The 13431-nt window shown below is 68.2% G+C and carries 16 protein-coding genes; 3 read left to right on the plus strand and 13 right to left on the minus strand.

All coding sequences use genetic code 11. The annotated features are described in order from the left end of the window. Positions 1–87 precede the first annotated feature (87 nt). Positions 88–921 (plus strand): alpha/beta hydrolase family protein, encoded by an 834-nt coding sequence (locus ACWIGM_RS27505; RefSeq protein ID WP_454029153.1) that lies wholly within the window; start codon positions 88–90, stop codon positions 919–921. Between the two features lie 8 nt (positions 922–929). Here ACWIGM_RS27505 and ACWIGM_RS27510 read toward each other — a convergent pair whose 3' ends face one another. The 11 genes from ACWIGM_RS27510 to ACWIGM_RS27560 all read right to left on the minus strand — a co-directional run bounded on the left by ACWIGM_RS27510 (position 930) and on the right by ACWIGM_RS27560 (position 10247). Further along, complete coding sequence (locus ACWIGM_RS27510) at positions 930–1343, minus strand: hypothetical protein (RefSeq protein ID WP_454029154.1); 414 nt, start codon at positions 1341–1343, stop codon at positions 930–932. 24 nt (positions 1344–1367) lie between these two features. Beyond that, positions 1368–2690, minus strand: coding sequence for a bifunctional folylpolyglutamate synthase/dihydrofolate synthase (locus ACWIGM_RS27515; RefSeq protein ID WP_454029155.1), 1323 nt, complete (start codon positions 2688–2690; stop codon positions 1368–1370). A 34-nt stretch (positions 2691–2724) separates the two neighbouring features. Then, a complete protein-coding gene (accD, locus tag ACWIGM_RS27520; RefSeq protein WP_454029156.1) occupies positions 2725–3624 on the minus strand; it encodes an acetyl-CoA carboxylase, carboxyltransferase subunit beta in 900 nt (299 codons plus the stop codon). A gap of 35 nt (positions 3625–3659) precedes the next feature. Next, positions 3660–4508: a tryptophan synthase subunit alpha gene (gene trpA, locus ACWIGM_RS27525; RefSeq protein ID WP_454029157.1), complete on the minus strand. Its 849-nt coding sequence runs from the start codon at positions 4506–4508 to the stop codon at positions 3660–3662. Between the two features lie 44 nt (positions 4509–4552). Next, positions 4553–5488 carry a PLP-dependent cysteine synthase family protein gene (locus tag ACWIGM_RS27530; RefSeq protein ID WP_454029158.1) on the minus strand — a complete coding sequence of 312 codons (936 nt, stop codon included), beginning with the start codon at positions 5486–5488 and terminating at the stop codon, positions 4553–4555. Positions 5489–5569: 81 nt separating this feature from the next. After that, the gene (locus tag ACWIGM_RS27535) at positions 5570–5956 is read right to left on the minus strand and encodes a DUF488 domain-containing protein (protein WP_454029159.1); all 387 of its coding nucleotides are present in this window, start codon (positions 5954–5956) and stop codon (positions 5570–5572) included. Beyond that, complete coding sequence (locus tag ACWIGM_RS27540) at positions 5953–6636, minus strand: winged helix-turn-helix transcriptional regulator (protein ID WP_454029160.1); 684 nt, start codon at positions 6634–6636, stop codon at positions 5953–5955. Before ACWIGM_RS27540 ends, ACWIGM_RS27535 begins: the two co-directional genes overlap by 4 nt. An 87-nt stretch (positions 6637–6723) precedes the next feature. Further along, positions 6724–7461, minus strand: coding sequence for an SIMPL domain-containing protein (locus tag ACWIGM_RS27545; protein ID WP_454029161.1), 738 nt, complete (start codon positions 7459–7461; stop codon positions 6724–6726). 136 nt (positions 7462–7597) lie between these two features. Further along, on the minus strand, positions 7598–8320 hold the full coding sequence (locus ACWIGM_RS27550) for an SIMPL domain-containing protein (RefSeq protein WP_454029162.1): 723 nt from the start codon (positions 8318–8320) through the stop codon (positions 7598–7600). A gap of 29 nt (positions 8321–8349) precedes the next feature. Next, positions 8350–9567 (minus strand): tryptophan synthase subunit beta, encoded by a 1218-nt coding sequence (gene trpB / locus ACWIGM_RS27555; protein ID WP_454029163.1) that lies wholly within the window; start codon positions 9565–9567, stop codon positions 8350–8352. Further along, positions 9564–10247 carry a phosphoribosylanthranilate isomerase gene (locus ACWIGM_RS27560; protein WP_454029164.1) on the minus strand — a complete coding sequence of 228 codons (684 nt, stop codon included), beginning with the start codon at positions 10245–10247 and terminating at the stop codon, positions 9564–9566. The genes trpB and ACWIGM_RS27560 overlap by 4 nt, the downstream gene beginning before the upstream one ends. A gap of 130 nt (positions 10248–10377) precedes the next feature. On the opposite strand from ACWIGM_RS27560, the gene ACWIGM_RS27565 reads away from it, so the two are divergent. Together ACWIGM_RS27565 and ACWIGM_RS27570 are read left to right on the plus strand one after the other, a co-directional pair. Further along, positions 10378–11631, plus strand: coding sequence for a TAXI family TRAP transporter solute-binding subunit (locus tag ACWIGM_RS27565; RefSeq protein WP_454029165.1), 1254 nt, complete (start codon positions 10378–10380; stop codon positions 11629–11631). 72 nt (positions 11632–11703) lie between these two features. After that, positions 11704–12039 (plus strand): hypothetical protein, encoded by a 336-nt coding sequence (locus tag ACWIGM_RS27570; RefSeq protein ID WP_454029166.1) that lies wholly within the window; start codon positions 11704–11706, stop codon positions 12037–12039. 7 nt (positions 12040–12046) lie between these two features. Here ACWIGM_RS27570 and ACWIGM_RS27575 read toward each other — a convergent pair whose 3' ends face one another. Continuing rightward, on the minus strand, positions 12047–12949 hold the full coding sequence (locus tag ACWIGM_RS27575; protein ID WP_454029167.1) for an NAD(P)/FAD-dependent oxidoreductase: 903 nt from the start codon (positions 12947–12949) through the stop codon (positions 12047–12049). Further along, positions 12927–13385, minus strand: coding sequence for an Rrf2 family transcriptional regulator (locus ACWIGM_RS27580; RefSeq protein ID WP_454029168.1), 459 nt, complete (start codon positions 13383–13385; stop codon positions 12927–12929). The genes ACWIGM_RS27575 and ACWIGM_RS27580 overlap by 23 nt, the downstream gene beginning before the upstream one ends. Between the last annotated feature and the right edge of the window lie 46 nt (positions 13386–13431).

The following is a 13431-nucleotide window of genomic DNA, read 5'->3' on the forward strand; positions in this document are numbered from 1 at the left end:
CTCAGGCAAGGCCATGGCGGCGAGCCTCCTTGCCATCGGGCGACGAAGCCGCCATCCAATAGGGGCTTTGCGGCTGGGGAGCTGATCATGCGCAGGACTGTTGCGGCACTGGCTTCGGCCGGCCTAGCCGTCATGCTTGCGGCCGTCACCGCTGCGGCGGAGACGGTCGAGGCTTTGCAGGCCCGTATCGATGACCGGCCGATCGCGGTCTACGTCCATCGGCCGCAGGGCGCTGGACCTTTCCCGGTTCTGGTGCTGTCCCATGGCAGCCCGCGCGATGCGGCGGGACGCGCGGAATTCGGCAAGGGCACGCTTGCCGCGGTCGCGCGTCATTTCACTGCGCGTGGCGTGATGGTCGCGGTGCCGATCCGGCGCGGCTATGGCGCCGAGGGCGGTGCCTGGGCGGAAGGGTACGGCGCCTGCGATCGCGCCGATTTCTACAGCGCCGGATTGAACAGTGCCCGCGATGTTCGTGCAGCCGTCGATGCTGTCCTGTCGCGGCCTGATGCCGATCGTCGTCGTGTCGTGCTGATGGGAGTCTCGGCTGGCGGCTGGGGCTCGATCGCCGCGGCCTCGCAATCCGTCCCCGGCCTGCTCGGCGTCGTCAATTTCGCTGGCGGCCGCGGCTCGCTGAAGGCCGGCGAGGTCTGTTCTCCGGATGCGCTGGTCTCAGCCGCCGCGCGTTTTGGCAGCGGCTCAGGCGCGCCGCAGCTCTGGCTCTACAGCAGCAATGACCGCTTCTTCGGGCCGGAGATCGCCGGCCGGCTCCACCGCGCCTTCCAGGAGGCGGGTGGCCGGGCCGAATTCGTCGCCGCGCCGCCATTCGGCGAGGATGGGCATCGCTATATCCGCGCGATCGACCAATGGCGGGGCAAGGTCGACGGCTTCCTCGCGGCGGTCGGCTTCATCGGCCGCCGCTGACCGCTGCTTCAGCGGACCTCGACCTCGTAGCGGCCATTCCGGATCTCGCCATCGGAGTAGCGCACGCGAATCTCGAAGCTGTCGCGGCCGCGATAATCCGGCGCGGAGGTGTATTCGAAGGCGAGCGCATTGCCGACCTTGCCGTTGCAATGCTCATAGGGCCCGGGTCCATAGACCGCGGTGGCCTTGCGCGTCAGCATCCTGACCGTCCCGTGCTGCGGCTTCTGGGTCAGCACCGCGGTCGGTCGCTTCACCTGCCGGCAACGCTTGTCCATGGTCATGTAGGTCTGCTGCATGAAGGTCGGCTCGCCCGCGGCGACCCGGTCGATACCGTCAGAAGGTCTCTCGCCCGGCGTCACGCAGCCGCCAAGCGCCCCACAGAGCAGGATGAGGCCGAGCGTCGTCAATTCGGAGAACGGCATCGTAGCCCTCGTTGAGCCGGCCGGTCACACCGGCGGCGTGCCGTTGGCCGCCAGCACCTCGCCGGCGAGATAGAGCGAGCCGCAGATCAGGATGCGCGGCGGCGCCTTCCAGTCGCGCCGGGCGATCTCCATCAGCGCCTGCTCGACCGAGCCTGCGACTTCGGCCTTGAGGCCTGCCTCGCGCGCCAGCGTCGCGACCTCTTCCGCCGAGCGCGCCGCGAGCTGGTTCTGGATCGAGACCGCGAACAGCCCCTGCGCCAGCCCCTTGAAATGGCCGAGCGTCGCCCGCGCATCCTTGGTCGCGAGCAGGCCGGCGATCATCACCAGCGGCGCCGGGTTCTTCTCCTCGAGATCGGCCATGGCCTGGGCGAGCACGCGCCCGCCATCTGGGTTGTGGCCGCCATCGAGCCAGAGCTCGGCGCCGGCAGGCGCGAGCTCGGCGAGCTTGCCGCGCGCCAGCCTTTGCAGGCGCGCCGGCCACTCGGCCTCGGTCATGCCACGCTCGAAGGCGGAAGCTGGCAGGCCGCCATAGCCGGCGGCGCGCAGGGCCGCGATCGCGGTGCCGGCATTGGTGTGCTGGTGGCGCCCAGCGAGGCGTGGCAGCGGCAGGTCGAGCAGGCCGTCGCCGTCCTCATAGACCAGCCGCCCGCCATCCTCGTGGACGTTGAAGTCCTGCATCCCGACCAGGATCTTGGAGGCGCCGACGCGTTCGGCTGCGGCTTCCAGCACCGCTGTCGGCTCCGGCTCCTGCGGTGCGATCACCGCCGGGGCGCCGCGCTTGAAGATGCCGGCCTTCTCGCCGGCGATCTTGGTAACGGTGTCGCCGAGATATTCGGAGTGGTCGAGCGAGACCGGCGTCACCACCGCGCAGGCCGGATGGTCGATCACATTGGTCGCGTCGAAGCGCCCGCCGAGCCCGACCTCGAGCAGCACGACATCGGCCTTGTGCTCGGAGAAGAGCAGGAAGGCGGCGGCGTTGGTGATCTCGAAGAAGGTGATGGGATCGCCGGCATTGGCCTTCTCGCAGCGCTCCAGCGCGTCGACCAGCAGCGCTTCGTCGACGAAACGCCCGCCGCCCGGCCGGCCCAGCCGGATGCGCTCATGGAAGCGCACCAGGTGCGGCGAGGTGTAGACATGGACTGAGAGGCCGGCCGCTTCGAGGATCGCCCGCATGAAGGCGATGGTCGAGCCCTTGCCGTTGGTGCCGGCGACATGGATCACCGGCGGCAGTTTCTTCTGCGGGTCGCCCAGCCGCTCGAGCAGGCGCAAGATGCGCCCGAGCGAGAGGTCGATTAGCTTGGGATGCAGCGCGAGGAAGCGCGCCAGCAAGAGGTCGGATGTGCTCATGCGGACACCGGCCTCCCGGCCGGGGTGGAGATGATCAGACCGCCGCGGCCGGCAGCGGTTCCGGCGTCGGTGCGTTGACGGCCGGGAGCGGCTGCTTGGTCAGGAGCCGGCCGAGCCGCGCCAAAGTCGCCGGGATCTGGTGGCGGTGCACGACCATGTCGACCATGCCGTGATCTTTGAGATATTCCGAGCGCTGGAAGCCCTCGGGCAGCTTCTCGCGGATCGTCTGCTCGATCACGCGCGGCCCGGCAAAGCCGATCAGCGCGCCCGGCTCGGCGATATGGACATCGCCCAGCATGGCGTAGGAGGCGGTGACGCCGCCGGTGGTCGGGTTGGTCAGCACGACGAAATAGGGCAGGCCGGCCTTGCGCAGCATGCGGGTCGCGACCGTGGTGCGCGGCAATTGCATCAGCGAGAGGATGCCTTCCTGCATGCGCGCGCCGCCGGAGGCGGCGAAGACGACGTAAGGGGTCTTCTTCTCCAGCGCCGTCTCGGCGCCCTTGATGAAGGCTTCGCCGGCGGCCATGCCGAGCGAGCCGCCCATGAAGTGGAAGTCCTGCACCGCGATCGTCATCGGCAGGCCCTGGACGCGGCCATAGCCGACCTTGAAGGCGTCGGCAGCGCCGGTCTTGGCGCGGGCGTCCTTGATCCGATCGGTGTAGCGCTTCTCGTCGCGGAACTTCAGCGGATCGGCAACCGCCTCCGGCAGGGCGACGTCGATCCACTTGCCTTCGTCGAAGGTCAGCCGCAGGCGGTCCTGCGCGGTGACGCGCATATGATGGTCGGAGCCGGGAATGACGAAGCCATTGGCCTCGACATCCTTGTGGAAGACCATTTGCCCGGAATCCGGGCACTTGATCCAGAGATTCTCGGGGGTCTCGCGCTTGAACAGCGTCTTGATGCGCGGACGGACGACTTCGGAAATCCAGTTCATCGGATCATCCTTGAATTACGTGAGCCGCGAACGGCTCAAGCCGCAGCCTTGGCGACCGAGCGGACGCCGGCCGCGAGTTCGGCGACCAGCGAGGTGACAGCCGAAACCGTCTTTTCCGTGGCCTTGCCTTCGGCATCGAGCGAGAGCCGCACGCGGTCGACCAGGGCCGAGCCGACGACGACGCCGTCGGCGCCCCTGGCGATCGCGATCGCATCGGCCGGCGTCTTGACGCCGAAGCCGACGGCGACCGGCAAGGTGGTGTGCTGCTTGATCCGGGCGACCGCGGCACCGACCGCGTCGTAATTGGCGATCGCGCCGCCGGTCACGCCGGTCATCGAGACGTAGTAGACGAAGCCGGAGGTGTTCTGCAGCACGCGCGGCAGGCGCTTGTCGTCGGTGGTCGGCGTCGCCAGGCGGATGAAGCTCACACCCGCGGCCAGCGCCGGCAGGCAGAGCTCCTCGTCCTCCTCTGGCGGCAGGTCGACGACGATCAGCCCGTCGATCCCGGCGGCGCGGGCGTCCTTGAGGAAGGCGTCGACGCCATAGGCCCAGATCGGGTTGTAATAGCCCATCAGCACGATCGGCGTGTCGTGGCCGGCCTTGCGGAAGGCCGCGACCATGGCGAGCGTCTTCTTCAGCGTCTGCCCGGCCTTGAGGGCGCGCTGCCCGGCGAGCTGGACCGGCACGCCGTCGGCCATCGGGTCGGTGAAGGGCACGCCGAGCTCAATGATATCGGCTCCGGCCGCCGGCAAGGCGTTGAGGATCGCGCTGCCGGTGTCGAAATCAGGATCGCCGGCGGTGACATAGGTCACCAGCGCGGCGCGGCCCGCCGCAGCACAGGCGGCAAAGCGGGCTTGGATACGGGCTTGTCCAGTCTCGGTCATGCCGGAGCGGTTAGCATGGCCGCGCCCGGCTGGCGAGAGGCCGTTCAGCCGGCGAGCGCAGCGCGGTAGCTGCCGAAGTATTTCATGCCGGTATCGCACATCACGCTGACGACCGTCGCATCCGGCTGCAGGCTCTCGGCGAGCCGCAGGGCGGCGATGACGTTGGCGCCGGTGGAGAGCCCGGTGAACAGGCCTTCCTCGCGCGCCAGCCTGAGCGCCATGGCGCGCGCGTCTTCAGTCGAGACACACTCGATCGCGTCGGCAGCATCGTCCTGCCAGAGCGGCACGACGAAGCCGGCGCCGATGCCGTCGATCTTGTGTGCGCCCGGGGCGCCGCCGGAAAGCACCGGCGATTCCGCCGGCTCGACCGCGGTGATGTGGATCGTCCGATTTCGGTTCCGCAGGCCGGCGGCGATGCCGACGAGCGAGGCGGCGGTGCCGACGCTCTGGACGAAGCCGTCGATGTGTCCGCCCGTCTGCTCCCAGATCTCCGCCGCCATCGCCTCATAGGCGGAGAGCTGGTCGCGGTTCTTCATTTGGTCGGTCCAGAAGGCGCCGGTTTCCCCGGCGATCACACCGGCGGTCGCGATCATGTCGCGGGTCAGCTTCTCCGTCATCTTGCCGCTCTCGCTTTCGATCACCGTCAGCTTCGCGCCGAGGATCGCCATATGGTCGAGTTTTTCGCGGCTAAAGGCGTCGGAGGTGACGATGTGCAGCGGGTGGCGCTTCACTGCGCAGACCAGCGCCAGCGATACACCGGTGCTGCCGCCAGTGTATTCGACCACTGCGCCGCCAGGCTGCAATCGTCCATCCGCCTCGGCGGCCTCGACCATTGCGAGCGCCATCCGATCCTTCATGCTGCCGGTCGGATTCTCGCTCTCGAGCTTGAGCAGGATGCGGGCGCCATTGGCCGGCGCGATGTGACGCAGCTGGACGAGCGCGGTCTTGCCGATGCGGTCCAGAATGGTGGGTTGAGTCATGCGGCGATCCTTCGAGGCGAGGGGCTGTCCGCCTTCTCGCCCGAAAGCCTTAGCTGGTCAGGTCCGAAATCCGGACCGCGCTTAGGCGAACTTGGCGCCGCGCTCGGTCAACAGCGCCCGCAGCACCGAGCGGTGGCAATGCGCCTCGTCCTCGCAATAGCAGCCGACCGAGAAGTCGCCGCCATGTGACAGGGTCGCGAGCAGATCGAGCGCATGGCGCGGCGCCGGCTCGGCCATCTCGGCCTTGAAGGCGCGCGTGAAGCCGGCCCAGTCCTTCTCGCTCTCGGCGGCCTTGGCCTGCGCCATCAATTCGGGCGTCGGCGACAGCACCGGAAACCAGACGTCGAACCAGTTCTCGCTGGCATAACGCTCCTTCGTCACGCCGCGCGGCACGCGCCGGACCGTGCCGATGCGCGTGCCCTCACCGGGATCACGCTCCGTGCCGAGACGGACGATACGGACGCTCATGCGCTTGCCCTTTCATCGCGGCGCGCCGGTGCGACGCCGGCGAAGAGGTAGAGCTCGAACCAGCCCGGAAACGCCCGCATCAGCTCGCGCGGCCCCGAGAGTGACAGGCCGAGCCGGCTGCTTCCGGCGAAGCTGACATCGCCGCGCCACCAGGCGACCAGCGCTGGCAGCGGGCCGCGCAAGGTGAGCGTCTCGGGAAAGCCCGGATTCTGGCTGCAGAACGAGACTTCCGAGGATTTGAGCAGCAGAAATCGCACGGGATGGCCGGTGATCTCGAAGCGGATGACCAATGGTTCGTCCGGCAGCGCCGCGAAGCGCACGCGCCGCTGCATGTCCACCAGCAGCGGCTCGAGGTCGAGGTCTTCCTGCTCGGCATGGCGCAGCAGCCAGCGCTGGCCCCAGACGCCCATCGCCTTGACCAGTTCGGCGAGTTCCTGCCCCGCTTCGGTCAGTGCGTAGTCAGGGCCGGCGGCGCCTTCGCTGCGGCGGAGCGCGCCGACCTGAACCAGCGCCTGCAAACGCTCCGACAGCATCGTCTTGGAGATGCGCGGAATGCCGCGCCGGATGTCGTTGAAGCGGCTCGCACCGCAGAGGATCTCGCGCACGATCAGCAGGGTCCAGCGCCCGCCGAGCGTCTCATGGGCGCGCGCCATCGCGCAGAACTGGCCATAGCTGGTCATGGCGCCAGCCTAGCATGAGTTGGATGCCGGTGCGGTCCGAAATCCGGACCGCACCATTTGCCGCCCTCCGCCCGGAGGGAGGCTGATTTACTTCTCGATCCGCCAGACCGTGCGCAGCGCGGCGCTGACGGTGACCTCGCCCGGCTCGACCTGCACCGGCGCGGCGCCGGCTGCCATGCGATAGGCCCTGACATCGCCCATCGGCCGGGCCGGCGGCTCGGCCTCCGCCTCGACGATCGAAACAAGCTCGCCCACCTTCACGCCGAGGCGCTTGGCATAGATCTCGGCCCGGGTGCGCGCCGCTTCAGCCGCCTTGTCGCGGGCCTGGTCCTTGGCCTTGTCCTCGTCGGCGAGGCCAAAGCTGATGCCGGACATGTCGTTGGCGCCGGCGGCGACCAGCGCATCGATCAGCGGGCCGGCCTTGGCGAGATCGCGCACGATCACGGTGATGCCGGTGCGCGCCTCATAGCCATCGATCTTCGGCGCTCGCGCCTGCGGCGAGGACGAAGCGGAAGGCTGCGTCATCCGCGGCGTCAGCGCGATCTGCGAGGTCGAGAGGTCGCCCTGGACGACGCCGGCGGCCTTGACCGCCTCGATCAGCCTGGCCAGCGCCGGGGTGTTCTTCGACAGCGCTTCGGCGGCGGTCTTGCCCTCGCTGACCACGCCGGCGTGGACGGTGGCGAGATCGGGCTTCACCCGGACCTCACCCGTGGTCTGGATCACGATGCCTTCCGCCGGGGCGAGTGGGCCGGGGGCTTGCGCCTGGACCGGGGCGGCGAGCGCCGCGAGCGCGGCGATGAGCAGGGCCTTCTTGGTCTTCGACATGATCGTCCTTCGCTGGGGAATAGTCCGCAGAAGCGGGAACCGCTCCTGCGATCAGACCATTCACAACCTATTGGGGCAGCATCAGGACGATGCGTGTCAGCGCGTCGGCTTTTCGAGTGCGGGCTGGCGAGGACGCTTACTTCTTGATCTGCCACACGGTCTGGACTGAAGCCTTCACCTCGATCTCGCCGGGCTCGACCATCAACGGGGTCACGAGCGGGGCGGCTCGCCGGCTAGGCATATCCGCCAAGCCTCCTTCGGCTTGGGAATATTCGGTTTCCGTAATTGAGACTAGATCGCCTAGTTGCAGACCCAGCGCCTCGGCATAGAGGGAGGCCCTCTCCTTCGCCGCTTGGGTTGCCTTGCGCCGAGCCTCGTTCTTGGCCTTGCTCGGTTCGGTCAAAGCGAAGGTCAGGCTCGAAATGGAGTTGGACCCGGATTTGACGAGGTCGTCCACGAGGGGGCCCGGTTTTGTCAGGTCCCTCACGATGATTTCCAGCTCGGTGCGAGCCTCATAGCCGTCGATTGTCGGCGCTGCACGCGGCGCGCCCGGGTTCAGCGCGGGCTGGGTATATTTGGGGTTGATCCTGAGCTGCGATGTCGTGACATCGCCGGACGCGATTCCGTACTTCCGCACGATCTCAATGACGCGATTGATCGCCGGCCGGTTCTTCGAGAGAGCTTCATCGGCCGTTTTGCCTTCGGTCACGACGCCCGCGTGGATGATTGCGATCTCCGGCCGCAGCCGCACGATGCCTTCGGAATTGATGAAGATACCTTGCTTGGAGGTTTCGTTCGTTTGCGCGAAGCCGGGGCCCGCGAAGACGCACAGGAACGCAAGCGCAAGCAGACGCTTCATCGAGACCCCCAACCGATCCGGCGCCCCGATCAGCGCCCCGCCAGAATCTCCGCGACCTGCGGAATATCCTTGTCGCCGCGGCCTGAGAGGTTGACGACCATCAGATGGTCCTTCGGCTTTTTCGGGGCGAGCTCGGCGACGCGCGCCAGTGCATGCGCCGATTCCAGCGCCGGGATGATGCCTTCGAGCTTGGAGATCAGCTGGAAGGCCTCGAGCGCCTCCTCGTCCGTCGCCGAGAGATAGGTGGCGCGGCCGATATCGTGCAGCCAGGAATGCTCCGGGCCGATGCCGGGATAGTCGAGCCCGGCCGAGATCGAATGGGCGTCGTTGATCTGCCCGTCCTCGTTCATCAGCAGATAGGTGCGGTTGCCGTGCAGCACGCCGGGGCGCCCGCCGGTCAGTGAGGCCGCGTGCAGGCCGGACGGGATGCCGTGGCCGGCCGCTTCGACGCCGTAGATCTCGACGCTCTTGTCGTCGAGGAAGGGGTGGAACAGCCCCATCGCGTTGGAGCCGCCGCCGATGCAGGCGACCAGCGAATCCGGCAGGCGGCCCTCAAGTTCCTGCATCTGCACGCGCGTCTCGTTGCCGATGACGCATTGGAAGTCGCGCACCATCGCCGGGTAGGGATGGGGACCTGCAACCGTGCCGATGCAGTAGAAGGTCGACGCGACATTGGTCACCCAGTCGCGCAGCGCCTCGTTCATCGCGTCCTTCAGCGTCTTGGTGCCGGATTCGACCGGCACGACGGTCGCGCCCAGCATCTGCATCCGGAAGACGTTCGGCGCCTGCCGGGCGACGTCGACCGCGCCCATGTAGACGATGCATTCGAGGCCGTAGCGGGCGCAGAGCGTCGCGGTGGCGACGCCGTGCTGGCCGGCGCCGGTCTCGGCGATGATCCTTTTCTTGCCCATGCGCCGGGCGAGCAGGATCTGGCCGAGCACATTGTTCACCTTGTGCGAGCCGGTGTGGTTCAGTTCCTCGCGCTTCAGGTAGACCTTGGCGCCGCCGAAATGCTCGGTCAGGCGTTCGGCGAGATAGAGCGGCGAGGGCCGGCCGACATAGTGCTTCAGCCCGCTCGCCATCTCGGCGTGATACGCCGGGTCGGCCTTGGCGGCGTTGTAGGCCTGCTCCAGCTCGAGGATCAGCGGCATCAGCGTCTCGGCGACGAAGCGGCCGCCGAACTGGCCGAAACGGCCATTCTCGTCCGGGCCGTTCCGGAAGCTGTTCGGTGCGTGCGGCGCGTTCATGCCTGGCCTGCCTTCTTCAACTGTGGAGCCGCCGAACGGGCAGCCCTGACGAATTCCGCGATCTTCCTGGCATCCTTGATGCCGGGCGCGCTTTCGACTCCCGAGGAGACGTCGACGCCGTCCGGCCTTGCGATACGGATGGCCTCCGCGACATTCGCCGGATCGAGCCCGCCCGATAGCATGAAGCGGAAAGCCGGGTCGAGGCCGGCCAGCAGGCCCCAGTCGAAGGGTCTGCCATGCCCGCCGGGATAGGCGGCATCCTTCGGCGGCTTGGCGTCGAGCAGGATACGGTCGGCGACGCCGTGATAGAGCGCGACCTGGTCGAGATCGGCGGCGCTGGCGACGCCGAGCGCCTTCATCACCGGCAGACCAGTCGCGGTCTTGATCGCGGCGACCAGCTCCGGCGTTTCCTTGCCGTGCAACTGCATCCAGTCCGGCCGGACGATCCGCGCGAGCTCGGCCGCCTGCTCCGGCGCGTAGTCGACGACCAGCGCCACGATCTGCGTCCTGTCGCGTGCCTGGTCGGCGAGCTCGGCGGCCTGCGCAGGCGTGACGTAGCGCGGGCTCTTCGGATGGAAGTTGAGGCCGATCATCTCCGCGCCGGCGGCGAGCGCCGCTTCCAGCGTCTCCGGAGTCGAGAGGCCGCAGATCTTGATCGGGAAGGCGTCGCCATGTGTCATGCGGGCGCTCTAGCACATAGCCCTTCCCGCCGCACTCGTGACATGATGATTGCCGAGGTCGGCAGCATAGGGCGAGAGCGGGCGAGGAATGGGGCGGCGTTTCTTTGCAGGTCTGGCGGCGTTTCTGCTGATGGCCGGCCTCGTTGCGCTCGGCGTCTACATGTGGAGCCAGCCGCGGACGCTGAAGCTCGCGGTCGGCCCGCTCGGCTCGGACGACGCCAGGCTCGCCGCGGCTTTGGTCCAGGGTCTCAGTCGCGAGAAGAAGCCGGTGCGCCTGCGCCTCGTTCTGACCGAGGGCTCGGCCGAGAGCGCCCGCAAGATCGACGCCGGCAAGGTCGACCTCGCCATCGTCCGCCCCGATGTCGCGCTGCCGGCCAAGGCCGATACGGCGTTGATCACCCGCCGCTCTTTCCCCTTCTTCATCGGCTCCAAGGATCTCGGCACCGACCGGATTTCGGGCTTGCGCGGCAAGCGCATCGGCGTGGTGCGGGCGCCATCGGGCAATCTCGACCTCCTGAAGCTCGTGCTCTCGCAATACGAGGTCTCGCCGGAGGCGGTGACGATCGTTCCGCTCGGGCCGGAGGACGTCGCTGCCGCCATCGCCGATGGCCATATCGACGTGCTCTTCGCCGTCAACGTACTCAATGCCCGCGTCGTCACCGAGGTCGGCACGCGCCTCCATCGGGCTTTCGGCGAGAATCCGACCATCATTCCGATCCGCGAGGCCGATGCGCTCGCCGCCCGCAACCGCGCCATCGAGAGCGGCGAGATCGTCCGCGGCGCGCTCGGCGGCGACCCGCCGCTGCCGGCCGAGAACCTGCCGAGCATCTCGATCACCTCGCGTCTGATGGCGGCGCAGTCGCTCGACGATGCCAGGGTCGGCGAGCTCGTCGGCGCGATCCTGTCGCTGCGCGTCACCCTCGCCGCCGATCTTCCGGCGATCCAGGGGCTGGAGACGCCCGAGACCGACAAGGATGCGCCGCTCGCGGTGCATACCGGCGCTGCCGCCTTCATCGATGGCGAGCAGGAGAGTTTCTTCGAGCGCTATGGCGACTGGTTCTATCTCGGCGTGATGGTGCTCTCGCTGGTCGGCTCCGGTGCTGCCGGCCTGTTCGGCGTCGAGAGCGCGGCGCGGCGCAAGCGGGCGATGGCGGATCTGAGCCGCCTCGTCGTCCTGCTCGGCGCGATGCGAACCGCGGAGGACGAGCCGGATCTGGCGGCGATGGAGCGCGAGGCCGATGCCATCCTCGCCGGCGTGCTGGCGAATTATGCGCGTGGCGACATCGATTCTGGCGGGATCGGCGCCTATCGCTTCGCCATGGACCAGCTCGGCCGCGCGGCGACCGAGCGGCGCATCGTCCTGGCCGAAGCGGAAGCCGAGTGATCAGCTTTATTCCTGCCGCAAAGCGCGTTCATGCGGGTGGCGCGGCCGCACCGACAGCTTCGAGACCTCCTCATGACCTCCGCCTTTGCCTCGCTCGCCTTGGGGACGCTGCTGACGCTCTCCGCTACCGTGCCGCTCCGGGCCCAAGCGCCTGAAAACTGGCCGCAAGTGAAATGCGAGCGCTGGCGCAGCGCCTATGACGAGGCGCTCAAGCGCTTCGGCAGGAAAGGGCTCGGACAGGAGTTCATCGCCGGCAACGAAGCCTTCATCGCCTCCGGCTGCCAGAATCCGCCCGATGTCTGCCCGCGCAGCGCCGAGGAGCTCAACTTCGCCAACGTCATGGTGATGGCGGGCATGAATGCCGGGGTGTCCTCGACCTTCATGCCCTATGCCTGCCGGAAGTCGTGACCCGGCTCTAGAGCAGGGACATGTGCAGGCCGGCCCCGGCGACGACACCGTCGGCGACGGCGAGCGCGACGCTGTGCCGGGCCGTTGCGGCATCGCCCGCTGCATAGACGCCGGCAATGCTCGTCTGCTTCATGCCGTCGACGCGCAGCAGCGGACCGAAGGGGCCGTCATCGAAGGCGCAGCCGAGCTCTTCCGCCAGCGGACTCGCCGGGCAGATGCCGGCGGCGACGAACAGCGCCTTGACCGGTGCCAGCCGGCCGTCGGCGAGGCGCAGGCCCGCCATTGCAGTGCCTTCGCCCTCGGCCGCCACGATCCGGGCACGCTCGACCGCAACGCCGCGCCGCTCCAGCAGGGCGGTCGCCTCGGCTTCCGGCTCGGCCTCGCCGTTGAGGAACAGCGTGACCTCGCCCCAGTCGGCGACGAGCGCCGCCTTCAGGGCCGAGAATGAGCCGCTCGCCAGCACGCCGAGCTTGCCACCACCGAGCTCGTAGCCGTCGCAATAGGGGCAGTGCAGCACGCTCTTGCCCCAGCGTTCCCTCAGGCCGGGGATCGCGGGCAGTTCGTCGCGCACCCCGGTCGCGAGCAAGATGCGTTTCGCTCGATGTTGCTCTCCACCGGAGTCGGCAACGCTGAAACCGCCGGCTGCGGCTTGAGCGTCACTCGCCCTGGCATCCCGCCACGCAACAGTCGGATAGGCGAGCAACTGCGCCTTGGCTTCGGCGACGATCGCCGCCGGCTCGCGCCCGTCCTGGCCGAGGAAGCCATGCGAATGGCTGGAGAAGCGGTTGCGCCGCTGGCCCTCGTCGATCACCAGGATGTGGCGGCGCGCCCGCGCCAGCTGCAGGCCGGCCGAGAGGCCGGCGAAACTGCCTCCGACGATGATCGCGTCATAAGGCTTGGTGCTTGCCATGGATCTGTCTCCGTTCGTCGAAGCGGCGGCTGAAATCCGCCGCGAGATCGGACAATCGCACCCGGTCGAAATGACCGGCGAGCAGCGCCTCGGCTTCGGCGAAGGCCTCGCCCAGCGCCGCATTGACCGCCTGCTCCACCAGGCATTGCGGGTTCTCGCTGCGATGGCCGAGCGCGATCAAGGCGGGCTCGCCCAGCGCGCGGTGGACGTCACCGAGCGTGATCGCATCGAGCGCGCGCGCCAGCGTCCAACCGCCGCCATGACCTTTCTCGGAGCGCACCAGCCCGGTTTCCCTGAGGCCCGCCATGGTACGGCGGATCACGACCGGATTGGTGCCGAGGCAGGCGGCGAGCTCTTCCGAGGTCATCGGTGTGCCGCGATCGGCCATGTGCAGCAGCACGTGCAGGGTGGCTGAGAGGCGGCTGTCCTGTTTCATGTAACTTTACATGTTACATGATAGGACGCCTGTCAACCCGAGCCGC

The organism is Allobosea sp. NPDC055332, assembly GCF_053645455.1.